At 56.1% G+C, this 19,809-nt stretch carries 19 protein-coding genes; 11 read left to right on the forward strand and 8 right to left on the reverse strand.

Annotation, left to right across the window (positions count from 1 at the left end; translation table 11 throughout):
* Positions 1 to 2: 2 nt before the first annotated feature.
* The 5 genes from NT140_08325 to NT140_08345 form a co-directional block, all read right to left on the reverse strand.
* The gene (locus NT140_08325) at positions 3 to 914 is read right to left on the reverse strand and encodes a fumarate hydratase (protein MCX5831877.1); all 912 of its coding nucleotides are present in this window, start codon (positions 912 to 914) and stop codon (positions 3 to 5) included.
* 9 nt (positions 915 to 923) lie between these two features.
* Entirely contained in the window at positions 924 to 1,757 is an 834-nt protein-coding gene (locus NT140_08330) for a phosphoribosylformylglycinamidine synthase subunit PurQ (protein ID MCX5831878.1), read from the reverse strand.
* 13 nt (positions 1,758 to 1,770) lie between these two features.
* A complete protein-coding gene (locus NT140_08335; GenBank protein MCX5831879.1) occupies positions 1,771 to 4,767 on the reverse strand; it encodes an AIR synthase-related protein in 2,997 nt (998 codons plus the stop codon).
* Positions 4,768 to 4,919: 152 nt separating this feature from the next.
* Positions 4,920 to 5,540: an alpha/beta hydrolase gene (locus NT140_08340; protein MCX5831880.1), complete on the reverse strand. Its 621-nt coding sequence runs from the start codon at positions 5,538 to 5,540 to the stop codon at positions 4,920 to 4,922.
* A gap of 38 nt (positions 5,541 to 5,578) precedes the next feature.
* On the reverse strand, positions 5,579 to 5,785 hold the full coding sequence (locus NT140_08345) for a tautomerase family protein (protein ID MCX5831881.1): 207 nt from the start codon (positions 5,783 to 5,785) through the stop codon (positions 5,579 to 5,581).
* Positions 5,786 to 5,898: 113 nt separating this feature from the next.
* Here NT140_08345 and NT140_08350 point away from each other — a divergent pair, with 113 nt between their 5' ends.
* From NT140_08350 to yedF, 11 genes are all read left to right on the forward strand, one after another.
* The gene (locus NT140_08350; protein MCX5831882.1) at positions 5,899 to 7,230 is read left to right on the forward strand and encodes a SpoIID/LytB domain-containing protein; all 1,332 of its coding nucleotides are present in this window, start codon (positions 5,899 to 5,901) and stop codon (positions 7,228 to 7,230) included.
* Between the two features lie 13 nt (positions 7,231 to 7,243).
* Positions 7,244 to 8,731, forward strand: coding sequence for an L-seryl-tRNA(Sec) selenium transferase (selA, locus tag NT140_08355; GenBank protein MCX5831883.1), 1,488 nt, complete (start codon positions 7,244 to 7,246; stop codon positions 8,729 to 8,731).
* On the forward strand, positions 8,728 to 9,687 hold the full coding sequence (locus NT140_08360; GenBank protein ID MCX5831884.1) for an RluA family pseudouridine synthase: 960 nt from the start codon (positions 8,728 to 8,730) through the stop codon (positions 9,685 to 9,687). Before selA ends, NT140_08360 begins: the two co-directional genes overlap by 4 nt.
* A 176-nt stretch (positions 9,688 to 9,863) precedes the next feature.
* Positions 9,864 to 10,700, forward strand: coding sequence for a peptidoglycan editing factor PgeF (gene pgeF / locus NT140_08365; GenBank protein ID MCX5831885.1), 837 nt, complete (start codon positions 9,864 to 9,866; stop codon positions 10,698 to 10,700).
* 46 nt (positions 10,701 to 10,746) lie between these two features.
* Positions 10,747 to 12,270, forward strand: a complete 1,524-nt coding sequence (locus NT140_08370; GenBank protein MCX5831886.1) for a radical SAM protein — start codon at positions 10,747 to 10,749, stop codon at positions 12,268 to 12,270.
* 98 nt (positions 12,271 to 12,368) lie between these two features.
* On the forward strand, positions 12,369 to 13,502 hold the full coding sequence (locus tag NT140_08375; GenBank protein ID MCX5831887.1) for a (Fe-S)-binding protein: 1,134 nt from the start codon (positions 12,369 to 12,371) through the stop codon (positions 13,500 to 13,502).
* Entirely contained in the window at positions 13,499 to 14,182 is a 684-nt protein-coding gene (locus NT140_08380) for a TVP38/TMEM64 family protein (protein MCX5831888.1), read from the forward strand. The genes NT140_08375 and NT140_08380 overlap by 4 nt, the downstream gene beginning before the upstream one ends.
* Entirely contained in the window at positions 14,160 to 14,618 is a 459-nt protein-coding gene (locus NT140_08385; GenBank protein MCX5831889.1) for a hypothetical protein, read from the forward strand. The genes NT140_08380 and NT140_08385 overlap by 23 nt, the downstream gene beginning before the upstream one ends.
* A 54-nt stretch (positions 14,619 to 14,672) precedes the next feature.
* Positions 14,673 to 15,185 carry a rhodanese-like domain-containing protein gene (locus tag NT140_08390; GenBank protein ID MCX5831890.1) on the forward strand — a complete coding sequence of 171 codons (513 nt, stop codon included), beginning with the start codon at positions 14,673 to 14,675 and terminating at the stop codon, positions 15,183 to 15,185.
* 42 nt (positions 15,186 to 15,227) lie between these two features.
* Complete coding sequence (gene arsS, locus NT140_08395) at positions 15,228 to 16,220, forward strand: arsenosugar biosynthesis radical SAM protein ArsS (GenBank protein ID MCX5831891.1); 993 nt, start codon at positions 15,228 to 15,230, stop codon at positions 16,218 to 16,220.
* A 68-nt stretch (positions 16,221 to 16,288) separates the two neighbouring features.
* Complete coding sequence (yedF, locus tag NT140_08400; protein MCX5831892.1) at positions 16,289 to 16,633, forward strand: sulfurtransferase-like selenium metabolism protein YedF; 345 nt, start codon at positions 16,289 to 16,291, stop codon at positions 16,631 to 16,633.
* Positions 16,634 to 16,715: 82 nt separating this feature from the next.
* On the opposite strand, the gene NT140_08405 is transcribed toward yedF, so the two are convergent.
* From NT140_08405 to NT140_08415, 3 genes are read right to left on the reverse strand one after another with little or no spacing between them, the layout of a single operon-like run.
* Entirely contained in the window at positions 16,716 to 17,291 is a 576-nt protein-coding gene (locus tag NT140_08405) for an amino acid synthesis family protein (protein MCX5831893.1), read from the reverse strand.
* A complete protein-coding gene (locus NT140_08410) occupies positions 17,281 to 18,267 on the reverse strand; it encodes a hypothetical protein (GenBank protein MCX5831894.1) in 987 nt (328 codons plus the stop codon). Before NT140_08410 ends, NT140_08405 begins: the two co-directional genes overlap by 11 nt.
* Positions 18,267 to 19,802, reverse strand: a complete 1,536-nt coding sequence (locus tag NT140_08415; protein ID MCX5831895.1) for a 4Fe-4S dicluster domain-containing protein — start codon at positions 19,800 to 19,802, stop codon at positions 18,267 to 18,269. The genes NT140_08410 and NT140_08415 overlap by 1 nt, the downstream gene beginning before the upstream one ends.
* Between the last annotated feature and the right edge of the window lie 7 nt (positions 19,803 to 19,809).

Genomic DNA, 19,809 nt, shown 5'->3' on the forward strand with positions numbered 1-19,809 from the left:
CCTCATGCCGAAATTTCGCAGGCGCCGTCCAGCTTCCAGCTCAAGGTCCGGCGGCGGCATTCCCAGCACATGTAGCTTATGGTAACAAAAAAACTCGCCGGGAGACGGTGCAGTTTACCGATCTTAACCCCGAGCAGGGTCGTCTTCCCGCCTAATCCGAGCGGACCGATGCCGAGCAGATTGGCTTCCCGGAGCAACGACGCCTCCATCTCCGCAAGGACAGGATCGGGATTGATGTCGCCTACAGGGCGCAGAAGCTGGCGTTTGGCCTCCCCATACCCACCGCCGCGGTCACCGCCGATGCAGATACCGAGTATCCCGGGGGGGCAGCCCATGCCGGCCGCCTTGGCCACCGCCTCCAGCGCCACCAGGCGCACCCCTTTCAGATCCCGACCGGCTTTCAGAGCGGCGTAGGGCAGGCTGTACTGGGTACTGACATTTTCACTGCCGCCGCCCTTGAGTAGGAGGGAAACTTCAATGGCTTGCTCCTCAGTTTCCGTAAAGTACAGGGCCGGGAAGCCGTCGCCGAGGTTGTTGCCGCTGTTGACCCCGGTTACGGGATCAACAGCGTTATGCCGCAGGAGTTGTTCTTCGGTCGCCCGGCGGACCGTGTCACGGATAATCCGGCCGATAATGGCAGTGGAGACCTGCCGGGGATGGCGGATAAAGAAGAGGGGCAGGCCCGTATCCTGGCACAGAGGGGTATGCGCCGACCGGGCGGCTTTGATATTTTCCAGAAAGACGCCAAAAATAAGCTCGGCGGGGGAACCCGGTTCCTCCGTCAGGCGGGCTTGCGACAGGGCCTTTTCCACATCCGCCGGCAGTTCGCTCGACGTGCGTTTGATCAGTTCGAAAAGGGCATCTCCGAATCGCCCGTCCGTGATGAGATGGTCCGTAATTGCTGGCAGACACATGACTCCTCCTTAGCTTGACAAAAGAGAATTCTTCACAAAATCAACGGCATTCTTAAAAATGGCGAGCCCCATACCATCCTGGGGCAATTTTTCCCGCGTCCAGCGGGGGTGGTTGGTATAGTGCAGGTAGGCCTCCGGGTGCGGCATGAGACCGAAAATCCGTCCCGTTTCATCGCAAAGGCCCGCAATACCGGCTACCGAACCGTTAGGATTGGCCGGATAATCCATGGTGGCCGCCCCATAATCCGCCTGGCTGTATTGCAGGGCGATCAGCCCTTTCCGGGAAATTGCCTGGAGTGTTTGTTCATCCCGGGGGATAAGTTTTCCTTCGCCGTGGCGCACCGGCAAGTAGATGCCCGGGAGGCCTTGCGTAAAGATGCACGGTGAAGCCGCGTTGCTGCGCAGATATACCCAGCGGTCTTCAAAGCGGCCGGAATCATTCACGGTCAGCGTCACCTGCTGCTCGTCGTATCTCCCCCCGATGGCCGGCAGCATCCCGAGTTTGACGAGAAGCTGAAACCCGTTGCAGACGCCAAGAATCAGCTTGCCCTGCCGGATAAAGCCGGCGAATTGCTCGTAGAGCTTTTCCTGCCGGCCATGAATGCCAGCATGCTGAATCCGGTTGGCCCCCGCCTTGGCGGACCCGAGATCGTCCCCGTCGAGAAAGCCGCCTGGCAGATTGAGGAAATGGTAAGCATCCAGTGTTTTTTCTCCATACAACAGGGCGCTCAGATGGACGATATCCACTGCGTCGGCGCCGGCCAAACGACAGGCATGCGCCATTTCCATCTCGCAGTTAGTGCCGTTCCCTGTTATGACGACGGCCTTGACCTTCTTGGACATTCTTTCCCCTCTGTTAGAAATTCAGCGGTTTCTGCCAGGCCGCCTTCAGTTCGTCCAAGTCGGCGGCGATAATCCGGCCGCCCTGGAGGCCATTGATAAGGAGCTGTCCCTCAACGAGCACCGCACCTACGTGGGCCGCTACACAGCCGGCCAGCATTGACTCGAAATTCTCCTTGTTTTCCGGAGCGATGGTGACCACGAAGCGGCTCTGGGATTCGGAAAAGAGCAGCGTGTCGTCGCGGTCAATCCCTGCTGCCGGCACACGGACCAGGTCAATCATCATCCCGAGACCGCCCGCAAAGGCCGCCTCGGCCAGCGCCACGCCCAGGCCTCCGTCCGAACAGTCATGACAGGAGGCCACATACCCGGCCATAATGGCCCGGTGCAGGGCCTCGTAAAGCTTTCGCGCCTTTGTTACGTTCACCCTGGGCACATTCCGGCCGATAAAACCGTGGAGCGCGTACCACTCCGAGGCGCCCAGTTCCGCGGCCGTCTCGCCCAGGACATAAACAAGGTGACCGGCCTCCTTGACATCCATCGTCACCGCCTGCCTCACATCCTCCATCTTGCCGATGACGGAAAAAAGGAGGGTCGGCGGAATGGAAATCTTGCGGTCCCCGATCTGGTAATCGTTTTTCATGCTGTCCTTGCCCGAGATGCAGGGCACGTCATAGGCCGTTGTAACGTCGTAGAGGGCCTTGTTGGCGCGGACGAGCTGGGCCAGCTTGTAATAACCGTCGGGCGTCTTTTCCGACTGCACCGGGTCGCACCAGCAGAAGTTGTCCAAGCCCGCGATCCGGTCCGGGGGGCAACCTACGGCCACGGCGTTTCGTACTGCCTCATCAATGGCGCAAGCCGCCATGTGATAGGTGTCAATATCGCCGTAACGCGGGCAGATGCCGTTGGCGATCACCACCCCGGCGAAGGAATCAAGGAGCGGCCGGATCACGGCGGCGTCCGATGGGCCGTCATTGGCGGCGCCCACAAGCGGCTTGATCACGCTCCCCCCCTGCACCTCATGATCGTACTGCCGGACAACCGCCTCCTTGCTGCAGATATTCAACCGCGCCAGCAATTGCTTTAAGGCGTCTCCCAAATCCTGGGTGGGCGGGAAAGACGGTTCCTCATAGTGCGGCGGCGACCAGCGGGCCTGCAACTCAAGCTGGGGCAGTCCGGCATGGAGGAAATCCATGGATAAATAGACCACCATCTCTTCGCCGTAACGCACATGGAATATTCCTGAATCCGTGTATTTACCGAGCACCGTTGCTTCCACGCCCATCTTCACCGCCAGGGCAAGAAAATCTTCTGCCTGGAGTGGATCTACGGCCACGGTCATCCGTTCCTGCGATTCAGAGATAAGAATTTCCCAGGGATTCAAACCGGGATATTTCAGGGGGGCCATTTTCAGGTCTATGTCGCAGCCGCCGGCGAGCTGCGCCGTCTCGCCCACGGAGGAGGACAGGCCACCGGCGCCGTTGTCCGTCAGACCGCGATAAAGCCCGCGGTCCCGGGCGACGAGCAGGAAATCGGTCATCTTTTTCTGGGTGATCGGGTCGCCGATCTGGACGGCAGTCACAGGCGAGCCGGCGTGCAGCTCTTCCGATGAGAAGGTGGCGCCGTGGATGCCGTCCTTGCCAATGCGTCCGCCTGTCATGACGATCAAGTCGCCGGGCAGGATCTGTTTGCCGTGGGTCGGCTCCCCGTGGAGGCGCGCGGGCATGATGCCTCCCGTGCCGCAATAAACCAGAGGTTTGCCTAAGTAACGCTCGTCAAAGACAATACAGCCATTTACCGTGGGGATGCCGCTTTTATTGCCTCCGTGTTCGACCCCCTCGCGCACACCTTCATATATCCGCCGGGGATGGAGCAGGCGCGGCGGCAGCGGCTGCGCATAATCGGGCGGCGCAAAGCAGAAAACATCGGTATTGAAAATCAGTTTGGCCCCCAGACCCGTGCCGAAGGGGTCCCGGTTGACGCCGACGATGCCGGTCAAGGCGCCGCCGTAAGGGTCCAGGGCCGAAGGGGAATTGTGAGTTTCCACCTTGAATACAAGGTTGTAGTCATCGTCGAATTTTATGATGCCGGCATTGTCACTGAATACCGAAAGACACCAGTCATTTTTGCCGCGGCGCGCCCTTATTTCCTGCGTAGAGCGCTTGATGCAGCTCGTGAACAGGGAGTCAATCAGCTCCCGGTGGCCTTCGCCATCCTCGTAGGTGATCAAGCTGTTGAATATCTTGTGTTTACAGTGCTCGGACCAGGTCTGGGCCAGGCATTCCAGTTCGGCATCGGTAATCCTGTTGCCCAGGCCGACGCCGGCTCTAGCCTGCCGTATATCCTCCGACTGCAGGTAATCGCGGATGATCTTCAATTCCGAGAGGTTGAGGGCCAATACGCGCTCGTTGCTGATCTTGAGGAGCGTCAAGTTATCCACGTCAAGATCAATCTCTTCCGTATGGGGACGATCGCTGCCCGTGACGCGGGGCACGTAGGGAGGCAATCCCTGCTCCGTGTTCCAGTCGCGCCCATCGCTGATTTGATAGTGTTCGATGAGTTCATTGGCCAGCAGGCTCGTGGCGATCGTTTCCGCTTCCGTTCGGACGATGGACCCCGTGATCAGGTATTGCCGGGAGGTATAGACGGGAGGCGTCGCGGCCGGTTTTCTCCCCCAAAGCAGGCCCAGGGCTTCACGGGCCGTTTTCCCCACATTATCGGTCACGCCGGGACGGAAACCGACCTCAATCAGCCAGTCAAAACGTCCGGCCAGGGGGCGGTTGATAGCAAATTCCTGAATGATGGGGTCGGAGAAGGGGCCGCTTGCCGCGGCGCGCAGTTCAGCTTCGGTCAGGGCAGCGACGCCGGTCAGCCCGGAATCAATGGTATAGACCTCAATGGTCTGCACGGCATCCACATGGATGCCCAAGTGTTCGATGATCCGGCGCCTGATCTTTTCCCCCAGGGCGCCCCTGATGCCTGCTTTAACCCCTATCTCTATCCGGTCGGCCATTTCTTTTGCCTGCTCTCTTTGTCATATATTCGTCAATTTTAAGTTGTTAGAGCCAATTGCAAAACTCGTCACACCGGTGAAAACCGGTGTCCAGTGCGCTTGTAACACGTTTAAATCCCTGGATTCCGGCCTCCGCCGGAATGACATGCGGGTCAATTATGCGACCTTTGCAATTGACTCGTATAGTTTTTCACACAGGCGGCAAAATCATTTTCTCGTGATTGGAAGAAATGATCTGCATCAGGGATGATATCCAGGCGGCAGGCAAGCTCAGCCGCTACGATTTTTATCCTGTCGGTCGGACAGTACTTATCCCGGTCACCGCAGATAATAATGCCCACCTTGCCCCGCAATGTCGCTAAGTCAAAACTAAAAAGATCGACCGGTGGTGAAACGAAGACTGCCGGGAGCAGTTTTCTGCGATTGAGAATACCGGCACTCACCCACGCCCCGAATGAATAACCGGCCAGCATGATCTCTCGCATCCCTTGTTCCTCCAGGAAGGAGATCGCTGCCAGGACATCATCCTGTTCGCCCCGTCCGTCGTCGTGGGTTCCTGAGCTCTTTCCGACTCCCCGGAAATTGAAACGCAGGGTTGAAATACCAGCGGCAAAAAGGGCTTCAGCCAGGATATCCACAATTGGATTACTCATATCACCACCCCGGAGAGGATGAGGATGCGAGATCACGGCGCCCACAGCTCCACCCGAGTTGGCATAGAGCCCCTCCAGGCGGACATCTTCCGGACCGAAAAAAACTTTTCTTTCTTCCATCGTCAAGACAACCTTAGATTGGGGGATAAATTTACCTATTAATCGCTGGCCAGCTTACCCGCCTTCGCCCGATTTTCTTTTTTCCCTTCGTGAATGTGAATGCTGACCATATCCGGTGGGACATTGAAATTTTTACAAACGGCGGCGGTGATGTCCTTGACGAGCCCTCTCTTTTGTTCGATGGTTCTTCCCTCGTCGGCTTCAATAATAATTAACGGCATCTTGGTGTCCCCCCTCTCGTTGATATTTTCGCGATAGAATACACGAATGCCGTTAGCAGTCAATCTTTTTTGCTGTTAGTATTTTCCGGTGGTTTGTAGTAAGAGAGCTTATCAAGCTTGCTAAAGAGAAGGTAGCCATGATCAGTGTTGAGCCGCAGATCAAGGTCGGTATCTGCGCAGGATATGAAAAGGTCAGGATCAGATTCAACGGTTCCTTTCGTCAGGAGGGCCGCCCGATCTCCGGGATAATAGACCTGTGGACGGAGGCCGGCCAGCTTAGAGGCGTTGAGGAAAGCGGTCAGGAGTTACACCCCGGGCAGCAGATTCTTGCCCAACCCGAAGAGGACACGACCTTCAGCATCAGCGATGTGACGATCGGCGTCAATTTCCACTGGGAACGCCGGCGGCAGGAGACATTCCACGGCGACCTGCGGGTGCTGGCATTATCCGACAATACGCTGGCTGTCATTAACGAGATCGGCCTGGAGGAATACTTGGTAAGTGTGATCGCCTCGGAGATGAGCGCCGCGGCGCCGCTCGAATTCTTGAAGGCCCATGCCGTTATTTCCCGCAGTTGGCTTGCGGCCGTGCTGGGGCGGAAGGATAAAAAAGCTCCTGCGCGACAATTAGAGGTTTCTGCAGGGCCGCCGGAGGGGGAAATCGTCCGCTGGTACGGGCGGGAAGAGCACGATAATTTTGACGTTTGCGCCGACGATCATTGTCAGCGGTATCAAGGTCTCCCGGAGGGCCAGGCCGAAAGAGCCACGGAGGCGGTGCACGCAACGCGCGGTCTCTTTCTCATCCATGGTGATGAGATATGTGATGCCCGTTACCACAAGGCTTGCGGGGGACTGACGGAAGATTTCGCTACCGCCTGGGAAGATGAAAAGGTGCCCTACCTGACTTCCGTTTCCGATTCGGCGAACGATTATCCGCCCGTGCGGACCGACAGTGAGGCGGAAGGCTGGTTATGTTCCTCGCCTGATGCCTACTGCAACACCAGTGATAGAGACATCCTACGGCAGATTCTCCCCGCTTTCGACCAGGAGACGCTGGACTTCTTCCGGTGGCAGGTGGTGTACAGCCGGCCGGAGCTGGAGGAACTGATCGCGGCAAAAACAGGCCGCGACGTGGGGACGCTATTGGATCTGATTCCCCTGGCGCGCGGACCTTCGGGGAGGATATTCCGCTTGCAGATCCGAGGCCGAAAGGCATCCTTCATTGTGGGCAAGGAGTTGGAGATCCGGCGGGCGCTGTCCAAAAGTCATCTGCTCAGCAGCGCCTTTACCGTGTCGGTGGAACGAGATCCTGCCGGTATCCCGCAGCGTTTTACCCTGCGGGGCGCCGGTTGGGGGCATGGGGTCGGCTTGTGCCAGATCGGGGCAGCCGTCATGGCCACCCGGGGATTTACCGCCCCGGAAATTCTGCGGCACTATTTTCGCGGTGCTGCTCTGCAGAAACTTTATTAAAAGGTTTATAATAATGAAGACAACAACTGATAAAAAGAATAGCAGACTTAAAAATTTGCCCAAGATAGACGAATTGATGCTCCTGCTGGAAAAGGGAGGCATTTTTAGCCAGGCGCCGCGGGACGTGGTGAGGTCTTTCTGCCGGCAAACCGTTGCCGATCTGAGGCAAAGAATTCTGGCGGCAGAAGTCGAGGAGGACTACCTCCTGCCGAACCGGGAAACGGCTCTGGCAAATGCAGCGGAACAGGTGATAACAGAGCTTTTAGATTTGAGCCGTTACCGGCTTCGTCGCGTGATAAACGCCACGGGTATCGTCATTCACACTAACCTCGGCCGGGCGCCCCTTTGTCCGGAGGCACTGGCCCGGCTGATGGAGGTGGGGGAAAACTATTCCAACCTGGAATTTGATCTGGAAAAAGGTCAGCGGGGACTGCGTTATGATCACGTGCAGCGCCTGCTCTGCGTATTGACGGGGGCGGAAGACGCCCTGTTAGTCAATAACAATGCCGCGGCGGTACTGCTGGCGTTGAACACCCTGGCCGACGGCCGGGAAGCCATTGTTTCCCGTGGGGAGTTAATTGAAATCGGCGGCGAGTTCCGTATCCCGGAGGTCATGGAAAAAAGCGGCGCCCGTCTGCGTGAGGTGGGGACAACCAACCGCACCCGGCAGGCGGATTATGAAAAGGCAATCAGTGCTGAAACCGGCGTAATCCTGAAGGTCCATACCAGCAATTTCCGCATGGTGGGATTTACCGAAGAAGCGGGACTGGAGGAACTGGTTGCGCTCGGGAAAAAACACCGGGTGCCGGTTGTTGACGACCTGGGGAGCGGTTGCCTGATCGAGCTGGACCGTTATGGCCAGGAGCGAGAACCCACCGTGCAGGAGGTGCTGGCCAAGGATGTAGATGTAGTAACGTTTAGCGGCGACAAGCTGCTGGGCGGCCCCCAGGCGGGCATCATCCTCGGGAAGGCATCAGTCCTGCAAAAGATCAAAAGAAATCCCCTCAATCGGGCGCTGCGGATTGATAAACTGACCCTGGCGGCTTTAGAGGGCACTTTGCTGCAATACCTGACGCCGGCAGCCGCCGTGAAAAATATCCCGGTGCTGAAGGCCTTGACGGAGCCGCAGGCGGCCGTGACCCGCCGCGCCCGGAAACTGCTGACCATGCTGAAAGAGACGCTTCCGTCCGGATGGGCGATTTCCCTCAAAAAAGGTTACTCTCTGGCCGGCGGCGGGGCGCTTCCCACGCGCGAAATTCCGACGGCCCTGGTTGCCTTGCGGGCCGGGCAGATATCCGCCGGCAGATTGGAGACCGAGCTCAGGAGATTAGCCGTCCCCATTCTGGCGAGAATCGCCGACGACGAGGTGCTGCTGGATTTAAGGACCATCGGCGCAGAAGACTTGCCGCTCATCACGGAAGGTCTCAAAATTATTACAGAAAAAATGAATTTGGGGACAGATTTCAAATCTGTCCCCAATATGTCCGGTTCCGGGACATGAAAAACATCCATTCCTTCCAGATAGATAAGGAGGAAAACGGCACCCGCCTTGATGTCTTTCTTGCGTCCCGCCCCGGCCTCCTGTCCCGGGCGCAGATTCAGAAAGCGATCGTTGGCGGGCATGTCCACCTTAACGATTTACCGGCCAAAGCGGGGCAGCGCCTGCGGGAGGGAGACCGGCTCGTTTTTGAGCAGCCGCCCGCAACGCCCTATGACGTCGAGCCCGAAAACATCCCCTTGCATGTTGTCTATGAAGACGCCTCTCTGCTGGTGATTGATAAACCGGCCGGGCTCGTCGTCCATCCGGCCGCGGGCAACTACCAGGGCACCCTGGTTCATGCCCTCCTCTTTCATTGTCGGGATCTTTCGGGGATCGGCGGCGTCATGCGGCCCGGGATCGTGCATCGTCTGGATAAAGGGACTTCGGGGCTGATGGTAGTGGCCAAGTCCGATGCAGCACACCAGGGGCTGGCGGCGCAGTTCAAAAGGCACGAGGTGAAAAAAACCTATCAGGCGCTCGTGTATGGCGATATTAAGGGTGAGGAAGGCGTAATCCATGCGCCCGTGGGACGCGATACGGTGGACCGCAAGAAGATGTCCACCCGTACCCGGCGCGGCAAAGAAGCCCGCACCTGCTGGCGGGTTAGTGAGCGGTACGGCTCCATTACGTTATTGCAGGTAGTTATTGAGACCGGGAGAACCCATCAGATAAGGGTCCATCTCCATCATGCCGGCAATCCCATCGTGGGAGACGCCGTTTATGGCGGCGCCGGCCGGGTAAAGACGCTCACCGATCCGCTGCTGAAGGAAAAATTAAAGGCGCTCACCAGGCCGGCCCTGCACTCCTCCCTGCTCAGCTTTATCCATCCGGTTACGGCCCAGCCGGTAAGCTTTTCATCCCCTCTGCCGGAGGACATGTTGGCCCTGTGCCAATTTTTGCGCGGCGATGCCCATTAGCGCTCCCTTAACCCCTCTTTGCCAAAGAGGGGAATAGTAACGTCCCCCTTTAGCAAAGGGGGAGTAAGGGGGATTTGATTCGTATTTTCAGGTAAAATGACTTTATTCCAGCTTCCACCGGAATGACGTTGCTACTTAAGCTAACGCTAATGGGACTATAGAAAGGGTGGCACGCCTTGTCGTCATTCAGATTTTACCGCCGGGGAGCCCTTGAATATCTGGAGGCGCTGCCGCTCGCGGAGTGCGATTTTCTCGTTCATGCCTTTCTTACCCGGTTGGGCGGCGTCAGTGAGGGCAGTTTCGCCGGTCTTAATTTCAGTTACCGGGAAGGAGACCGGCCTGAAGACGTGGCGTCAAACTGGCGGCTGCTGACCGAAGCCTTCGAACTTGACCTGCCGCAGTTTGTGTTGATGCGCCAGATGCACGGCGACCGAATTGTCACGATTGACAGTAAGGAGCCCGGAATTATTGCTACTTCTCCCTTGATTCCCACGGAGGCGCACGTCTGCGATGCTCTGGTAACTAACCGGCCGGAGATCGCCATCGGAGTCAGGACTGCCGATTGCGTGCCTCTTTTCCTCGTTGATCGTGTCAAACGCGTGATTGGCGTCGTGCATGCAGGTTGGCGGGGGACGGCTCTGAACATTGCGGGCCAGGCGGTAGATGTCTTCGTGGAACGCTTCTCCTCGCAGCCCGGCGACATTCTGGCGGCGATCGGTCCGGCAATCGGTCCCTGCTGCTACGAGGTTGATGCCGCCGTTTACGAGGCGCTCAAAGTTTATCCGGCAGCAGGGAGGGCGCCTTTTGTCCACCCTGGCGTGTCAAAGGACAGATGGATGCTGGATCTGGCCCTGGTAAACAGAACCCAACTGGAACAGCACGGCGTCCCGGTGGAGAATATCTTTTCCGGTAGTCATTGCACCTCATGCCGGAGCGACATCTTTTTTTCCCACCGGCGTGATTGCGGCCGGACGGGACGGCATTTTAGCTTCATGATGTTGAAGGCCCGATAAAAGGTCCAAACGAAGTAAAGTCTCAAGCAATTATGAAGGAGTCCCCTTGATTCTTATCCACCCTCCCGTGGCGAAACCAGGCGAGCCCCCGGCCGGTATCGCCAGACTTGCCGGGGCGCTGAACCGTCAGGGCATACCGTGCCTGGTACTGGATGCCAACATCGAAGGACTGTTCTATCTCATGCAGCAGCCCGTTGATGCATCGGACACTTGGAGCCGCCGGGCCATCCATCATCGGTCGGAGCACATCGCCGCGCTGCAAGACCAGAAAATCTACCAATCTCCGGCCCGGTATGCCCGGGCCGTCAGTGACTTGCAGCGCCTCCTCGCTGTTTCATGCCGGGAAAGCCGGACCACGGTCGGGCTGACAGATTATCAAAATGAGTTTCTATCTCCCGTCAGGAGCGCCGATCTGCTCCAGGCCGCCGCCAATTTTCAGGAAAATCCGTTTTACCCTTATTTCAAAATGCGCTTGCCGGACCTGATCGAGCAGGGGAAGATGGGGATGGTCGGGATTTCCCTTAATTATTTGAGCCAGGCCCTGTGCGCCTTTGCCCTGATCGGCTATATCAGGACGGAGCATCCCGGAATGAAGGTGATACTGGGAGGAGGACTCGTAACTTCCTGGCTGCAAAGACCGGGCTGGATAAATCCCTTTGGCGAGCTCGTGGACCACTTGATCGCGGGGCCGGGGGAGCATCCCTTGCTTAAATTGCTGGGCAGAAAGCAGATAGAAGGAGGTGCGGGTAGGCCGGATTACAGTTCCCTGCCTCTGCATGATTATCTGGCGCCTGGATTCATTCTTCCCTACAGTGCGGCAAACGGCTGCTATTGGGGGCAATGTTCTTTTTGTCCGGAAACAGCCGAAGACAATCCCTATCGGCCCCTTCCCCCGCAACAGGTAATGATCGAGCTGAATGAGCTGATCAGGGAACGGCAGCCCGTCCTGCTCCACCTGCTCGACAACGCGATTAGCCCGGCGCTCTTGCGCGCCCTGACGGAAGAATCTCCCGGTGTACCCTGGTATGGATTTGTGAGAGTCGGCAGGGAGCTCGCTAACGACGATTTTTGCCTGGCCCTGAAACGCTCTGGATGCGTAATGCTCAAACTTGGTTTGGAGTCCGGCGACCAGGGGGTTCTCAAGGCCCTGAACAAGGGTATTGAAATAGAGATGACTTCCCAAGTGCTGAAAAGTCTTGCCAGAGCAGGGATTGCGGCGTACGTTTATCTGCTGTTCGGCTCTCCGCCGGAGACGAAGTCAGAAGCGCGGCGGACACTCGATTTTGTCGTCAGGCACCGGGCGGAGATAACTTTTTTGAACCTCGCCATCTTCAACATGCCGATCTGCGGACCGGAAGCGGCTGATTATGCAAACGAACAATTTTATGCCGGCGACCTGTCCCTCTATACGGATTTTCAACATCCCCGCGGCTGGGACAGAAAATCGGTGCGGCATTTCCTGGACAATGAATTCAAGCGCCACAGCGCCGTTGCGGCAATCCTGAAACGCAATCCGCCGGTTTTTACCTCCAACCACGCCGCCTTTTTTGTCCGAGGCACACAATTTTGATGGTCTCCCCCTATCGCTATTCATTCCGGGAATAATCATTCACCTTATATTCTTAATTTTCAATTGTCTTATGAATAAAAAGAATATAGAAAAACCTCATGAACACAATTCTGGAAGAGATTAGCGCCAAGTGTACCCGCTGTACCGTCTGTCAGCAGGACTGCGCCTTCCTGCGGAAGCACGGCACCCCCGGCGAGCTGGCTCAATCCTATGACCCGGACGAAAAAAGCTGTCAGGTCCTGCCCTTCGAATGCAGTCTCTGTCAGTTGTGCGCCGTCGTTTGTCCGGAAAAGCTGAAGCCCAGCGATATGTTTATGGAAATGCGCCGGGAAAAGATGCGGCGCGATCCCTTGGGATACCCGGAACATACGGGCTATCTGGCATACGAAAAACGCGGAGTTTCTCAACGTTTCAGCTATTATTCTCTTCCGGAAAATTGTGACACCGTATTTTTCCCAGGCTGTACCCTCGCTGGCACGCGGTCCGATAAAACACTTAAAATCTATGAGCACTTAAGAAAAGAAATACCGAGTCTCGGCATCGTTCTCGATTGCTGTCTGAAGATATCCCACGACTTGGGCCGGGAGGATTATTTCCGTGCCATGTTCGGGAAGATGAAGGATTATCTTGTGCAAAGCGGCGTGAAAAATGTCGTCGTTGCCTGCCCGAACTGTCAACGCATCTTCAGCGCCTGCGGGGAGGAACTGACGGTGAGCAGCGTTTATGAAATCATGGATAAACATTCGTTGCCGGTTACGGAAAAGGTGGAAGGCGCCGTGACGATCCATGATCCCTGTCCCCTGCGGTTTTCACCGGAGGTTCAACTCTCAATCCGCAGTTTGGTCGCGAAGATGGGGCTGACCATCGAGGAGATGCCCCACCAGGGGGAATCCACCCTCTGTTGCGGGGAAGGCGGTCTTGTCTCCCGTCTGTCGCCGGAACTGGCTGGGAATTGGGGAGATATGCGGAAGGCAGAAGCGGGAGGTAGAAGGATAATCACCTATTGCGCCGGCTGTACCAATCATTTGAGCGGGCGCACGCCGACAAGCCACATAGTTGACCTTTTGTGGGAACCGCAGGCCGCGATGGCCGGGAATGTGGGAATTACGAAGGCCCCTATTACATATCTGAATCGTCTGAAACTGAAAAGAACATTCCAGCAGCGGGACATCGCCCAGATCACCGCTCCGATCACGCGCGAAAGAACCTTCACGGGAGACGCGGGGACATGAAGACGAATATGATGAACCGTATCCTGCTTTTGAGTGTAATCGCTGCCATGGTTCTTGCCTTCCGGCTTACAGGGGCCGCACGGTATCTGGATCATGAGACGCTCCGTCAAGGGATGGAGAGTGTCGGGGGCCTGGCGCCGTTTGTCTATATGCTCATCTATGCCTTGGCGCCGTCACTGCTGCTGCCCGGACTGCCTATTACCATTGCCGGCGGCGTTCTATTCGGTCCCTTCTGGGGTGTCATCTACACAACCATCGGTTCCACGATCGGGGCCTGTCTCGCCTTTCTTGTGGCCCGGTACGTCGCTCGCGAGTGGGTGGAAGGAAAATTGCTCAGCCCCCGATGGCGGCGTCTCGACGCGAGCGCCGAGCAGCACGGCTGGAAGGTGGTCGCCTTTACCAGGCTTATTCCGCTCTTCCCCTTCAACCTGCTCAATTATGCCTTCGGTCTCACGCGGATCAAATTCCTGCACTACGCCGTGGCCACCTTCTTGTGCATGCTTCCCGCCTGCATCGCGTTCATCGTCTTTTCCAGCTCCCTGCTGGATCTACTGCGGGGAAAGGTTTCCCTTACTTTCGTCGCCGGTCTGGGGTTGATAATCCTGGTCAGCCTGCTTCCATTGTTGTGCGGACGCTACAAGAAAAAGGAGGGAATTCATGAGTATGACAGAGAGATTTAGAGCGATAATTTTCTCAAAAGGTCTGTACGGAACCGTCAGGATTATTCTGGCGCTGCTGTTCCTTTACGGCGGTGCGATCAAACTCGTGGATCCCAAGGCCTTTGCCCGTGTCATCTCAGCGTACAGCCTTGTGCCGGTGACGTTATTGCCATTTGTCGCCGTGGGACTTCCGCTTCTGGAGACCCTGGCAGGTCTGGCTTTGCTTGGCGACAGGCGCGGTAGTCTTGCTGTTATTGCCGGCCTCCTGATGTTCTTTCTCGCTGTCCTGGGCTACGGAATCATACAGGGACTGGACGCGGACTGCGGTTGCTTCGGCGCGAATGATACAGCAAGGCGTGACAGTCTTCAGCAGGCTTTTTTCCGGGACCTGCTTCTTATGGGAATTGTCGTCCCGTTTCTCTATCTGTCCCGGCGAGTTCGGGCGCGGGCGAGTTAAGGGTAAGCGGCGAAACTTTACAATGATAATCAACAAGGAAAGGGGAAGAAAAACATGTTTACAAAGAAAAGCTATTGGCTGATGGTTCCGGCGGTTGTTTTCTTTTTTACTTTGGCAGGCAATGCTTTGGCGGCCTGGGGAACAGCGGAATTAGATACGGAGAAGGTCGCCGTAACCTTTGCCCGGGAAGTGGAGCGGGGCGGATACAAGATCGTCTCTACAGAAGAACTCAAGCAGTGGATTGACCGGAAAAAGGACATGCTGATCGTGGACACGATGCCCTATGAAGCCAGCTATAAAAAGGAGCACATCCCCGGAGCGGTACAGATCGAGTTTCCGATTCCGGAAATGGCGAAAATGGATGATGCCATGAAGGCCAATCTGGAAAAACTCCTGGGATCGAACAAGGACCGTGTGATTGTGTTTTATTGCGGCTTCGTTAAATGTACCCGAAGCCATAACGCAGCCATGTGGGCCGTGAAGCTCGGGTACAAAAATGTCTATCGCCAGCCCGGCGGAATTAAGGCCTGGAAAGAGGCTGAATATCCTGTCGAGAAGGTAAACTGAGGAGTATCTGCATGGGTAACGCAAAGAGAAAAGTGAAATCTTTTGCCTTTTACTTTTAACTTTTTACCGAGAAAAGGAGGAAACAAAATCAGCCCGTCTTTTGCACAAAAGCTCCCTGTTCCTCTAAGGGCTGCCGGGATCGAGACTTTACAGATAAATGTCGGCTACCGGTGTAACCTGGAATGCCAGCATTGTCATGTCGAGGCCGGGCCGCAGCGCACGGAAATAATGTCTAAGCCGGTTATGGGTCAATGTTTACAGATTTTACAATCCCATCCCATTCCCATCATAGACATTACCGGCGGAGCGCCCGAAATGCATGAAGACCTTCCCTGGTTCCTTCAGAAATGCGCTGATTTGAACCGCCGCCTGCTTGTGCGCACGAATGCGGTCATCCTGTTGGAAAAGGGATATGAAGGCTTTATTGATCTCTATGCACGGTGCAACGTGGAAGTCATCGTTTCCTTGCCCCATTCAGAGGCAACAATGACTGATTGGCAGAGAGGAGAAGGGGTATTCCCGCGCATCATTGAGGCGCTCCATCGGCTCAATGATCGCGGCTACGGACAGGTCAACAGTGGCCTGATTGTCAATCTGGTTCATAATCCCGGCGGGGCAGATATTCCTGGTCCGCAGGCCTGTTTGGAAAACCAGTATCGGAAGATGCTAAAAGAAAAACATGGGGTTGATTTTAATCAACTATTTTGTATCACCAATATGCCGATCGGTCGCTATTTGCATTATTTACAAAAGACGGACGATTATGAAGGCTACATGAATACTTTGGTTAATGCTTTTAATCCGCTGGCCCTGGAGAGGGTAATGTGTAAGAGAAGCCTTTCCGTCGCCTGTGATGGCAGTCTCTATGACTGTGATTTCAATCAGATGATTGGGTTAACCACCGATCACGGCGTACCGGATCATATTTCCGTCTTTGATTTTGAAAAGCTTTCCCAACGGGAAATCGTTACGGGCAATCACTGCTACGGATGCACGGCTGGTGCAGGAAGCTCGTGCCAGGGGACAGTGACTTGATGCCGCAAAATGTAGGGTGTGTTAGCTAAGCGTAACGCACCTAATTGATTACGGAAAGGAAGAAAAAGATGACGACGAGCAACTTTGTTTATTACATTACCTCGGACAAGATCGGCAGCCAGGATCAGGAATTGGGCAGTCGGCTTATGAACACCTTCTTCTTGAAATTAGTCCAGGCGGTAAAGCATCCTTCTCATATAATCCTGATGGAACGAGGAGTTCAACTACTATTGCCGGAATCTCCTTCCCTTGATGCAATGAGAGTGCTGCAGGAAAGGGGCGTCGAAGTGCTTGCCTGCCAGACCTGCCTCGATTATTACGGCATAAGGGAAAAGATCGGGGCGGGGAAGATATCCAACATGGCCGATATAATCGAGGCGATGCAGGCTGCGGATAAGGTTATTCACCTGTAGACAAGATGTCTTACACGCACATGTACCCACGTTTATTTTCTTTTCCACCCCCTTTGCTGGTTCTGGCTTGCACCCTCCCGTTTCAGCGCAATCCATCTTCCTTCTTGGCCTCTGACGTTTTGAGACCGCCGACGCGGGCATGGGGCCTGCCGCCGTCGGTCACCGCTACGGCGAGGAGGATTTCATCCGCTTTGGGCGCATCATTGACGGAGATGGTCATGCCGTCAAAGTGGGAACGGACAAAGGCGGCATCCTTGAAATGGAGCGGTATGTCTATCGTGTCGCCCATCCTGCCGATTTTCTTGACGGAAGGTATGATCGCCTTGCCGCCGCCGCAGGCTGCCCGCAGCGGTGTGCCCAATTTCGGATGGAGGAGCGCGGCCGCATGTTCCAGCTCGCCCTTTTCGCCAACGATGGCCGCCTTGCCATAACTCTGGACGTCGCGGTCCTTGCCGAGGGCCTCCACCGCCCGATCGGAGATCACCTTGCCGATATCCTCGCTGTAATCAATCAGGGCATTCAAATCTTCCTGGAACATACCTGCATAGGGGTTTTTGATGATCGCCGCCACAGCCGCCTTTCTTACGGGCTTTGCCGCTCGCTTCTCTCCGTCCAGGTAAATGTCCTCCACAATCGTGACAATCTTTCTAATTTCCACGTTCCACCTCCAACGTTATGTTGGGGCGATGTATGCGTCGCCCGTACGATATGTTATTCCATTCCTCAATCAAAGCGCTATCTTTGTTGGCGTCGTCGTCGGCTTCCTCGACGTATGTACAATACGCCTCGTCGCCCCCTCCTTGCCGCCTCGATATCATCTTTGATTTAGAAATGGAATTATTCCCGGCACCCATCGTGGCCGCCATTTCCCCTTTTATTACAATCAAAGCATCATGGATTATCCCCCGAGCTTTCAGCCGCTCAGCCTCGGCAAGACCGTTCCGGAGAGCCTGCATCACAAGCCCCCGCTCCATTTCCCCGATCCTTATCGTCACCAGCTCGTCAGGGATATCCGTTAACGGGTCAATGTCGCCGGCTCTTTGCCGCGCCACGGCGTCGGTCGGTACGTTTGTCCGGTTCCCCAGGAACGTCGCCGCCGCATCGGCGACCGCTCCCGTGGCGGCAACGACCGTCGCCAGGTCTGCGAGCCCGAGGGTAAAACTCCGGCCGCCAAATCCGCTCGTCGCGATGCCAAATCCGTTTATGCCCCCTATTCTTAACACATAGGGAGTGGGGCTACCCGTGGCAATGTTGCCAATCCCTATTCCCAGGGTCTTGTCCGTACTATTGAAGATGGATATATCCCCACCGTTGTTGACCATAATCAAATCAGGAGCATCAGTTTTCAGGAACTCCCTGAGCGCGTCCGACACAGCTCCGGCTACTGCCGCTAAGGGTGTAAGGCCCTCCTCATCCACCACCCGGGTCGCCTCAACCATGCTTCGGACCGTCGGCGGCAGACCCTTGACGTTTTTGATCCGGTAAGCCTTCTGTTTCAGCAGCGGCAGGTAAGCCCCGATCTCAGCCAGGATGCTTTTTACAGCCGCTTCGACCTTTGCGAGCTCGAATTCAAATGTTCTGCCGCCCTTCTCTGCCGTAATTACCAGGCTGGCCGGACCGATTTCGACGTGCATCAGTCCCGGGGGAGAGGCTCAGCAGCCACTATTTCCGCGAGCACTTCTGCCACCGGTCTCACGGCTTCAATGTGCCCCCCGATCTCCCGGAAGGTCTCCATGGTCATCGTATACTCCACGGGGAGTACAAAAGAGGGAGTGGGCGAGAGATAGATGCTGCCATACCGGATCCGTTCCACGTCCACGAGGAAGTTGATGCCGCCGCCGGGAAAGATGAAGGGTCTCGCACCGCCGATGGTGACTGCTACCTTGCCCGCATGGACGGCACGCGTCAGCTTGATGGGGTTTTTGGTGACTCCGGCCCGCGCCGACCCACCCACACCGGCCGCAAAGACCGCACTCACTCGCGACTCCTCACAGGAGTCCTGCAGCACCCGGATAAACTCCATTGCCTCCCCGGTTGGCGTTTCAGGTTGAAACCGGCCGCCTTTAATCCGGTAATAGGCAAAATTCCTGCCCGTCGTTTCCGTCACCATAAGGCTCATACCTTCTGGGCATCGCTCCAGGTCTATCTCCTTTATCACCTCCAAGGGATCCTCGATGTCCGTCCCGCCCCACCCTGTGCCCTTCTCCAGAAAATAGCGACCATCCGTGCTTTTCCGGCCCACGATGTGGATGCCCGATCGTTTCTTGCCGAGGTACCGCCCCGAAGGGTGCTCGCTGAAAAGCCCCGTTATATGGCCATCCAGAACAATAATCTCATCAGCCGCCTTTTGCATGTAGGCAGCGAACAGCCCTGTCGTCGCGCTACCGCAGCCAACGCGCATCTTCTCCCGCACCTGACCGTCAACCACGGGTGACTTGCCAAGCGTAACCTCCAGGGTCGGTCCATCCTCAACGTCCACCTTTATCGTTTTCCCCTGCAGAAACTCGAAAAGGACTTTGGCGGCGAAGATACCGTCTTTTGAGGTAAGGATATTGACGCCCCCGAGGGAAAGGATTTTCGAACCATACTCCTCGGTGCAGAGGTGACCAACTTGCCTTTTCCCTTTCCGTTTCACAAAGACCTTTTTGCCCTCCTGGCCGAGGTTCAGATCGGTGTCTACCTTCAATTTCATCCCGCTGTAGCTCAAAGGAGCCTCGGTGACAACGGTAACAATGTCTATTCCGTCCCGGACACCGGTGACTATGAAGGGGGACGGGATGAAATCAGGATAGGTGGTGCCCGATCCGATGCCGGTGAGAAGAGGTTCACTCAGAGCTCCCGCAGCGGCCACGCCCACAATATCAGCAACCTCCGCGTAGGTATGAACCCTGGCTTTGCGCACAATCCCCCCCGCCTCATTAAAGTATCTCTGACAGGCCCCAGAAACGCCCTCAGGTATCCGGCACATGATGGGGCAGTGGGTGCACACGGGTCTTTCGTCCTCAAGCTCGAAGGAGAACACGCCCTCCGGACAAACCTTCAAGCAGGTCTTGCAGTCAACGCATCCCGCTGCCATCTGCACTTTTTTGCCTTTCACACTGAGTACGCCAAGAGGGCAGACTTCTGCGCAGATACCGCAGCCCTTGCATTTTTCGCTGTCTATCTTCATTTCGTCT

The organism is Deltaproteobacteria bacterium, from assembly GCA_026388415.1.
Taxonomy (GTDB): domain Bacteria; phylum Desulfobacterota; class Syntrophia; order Syntrophales; family JACQWR01; genus JAPLJV01.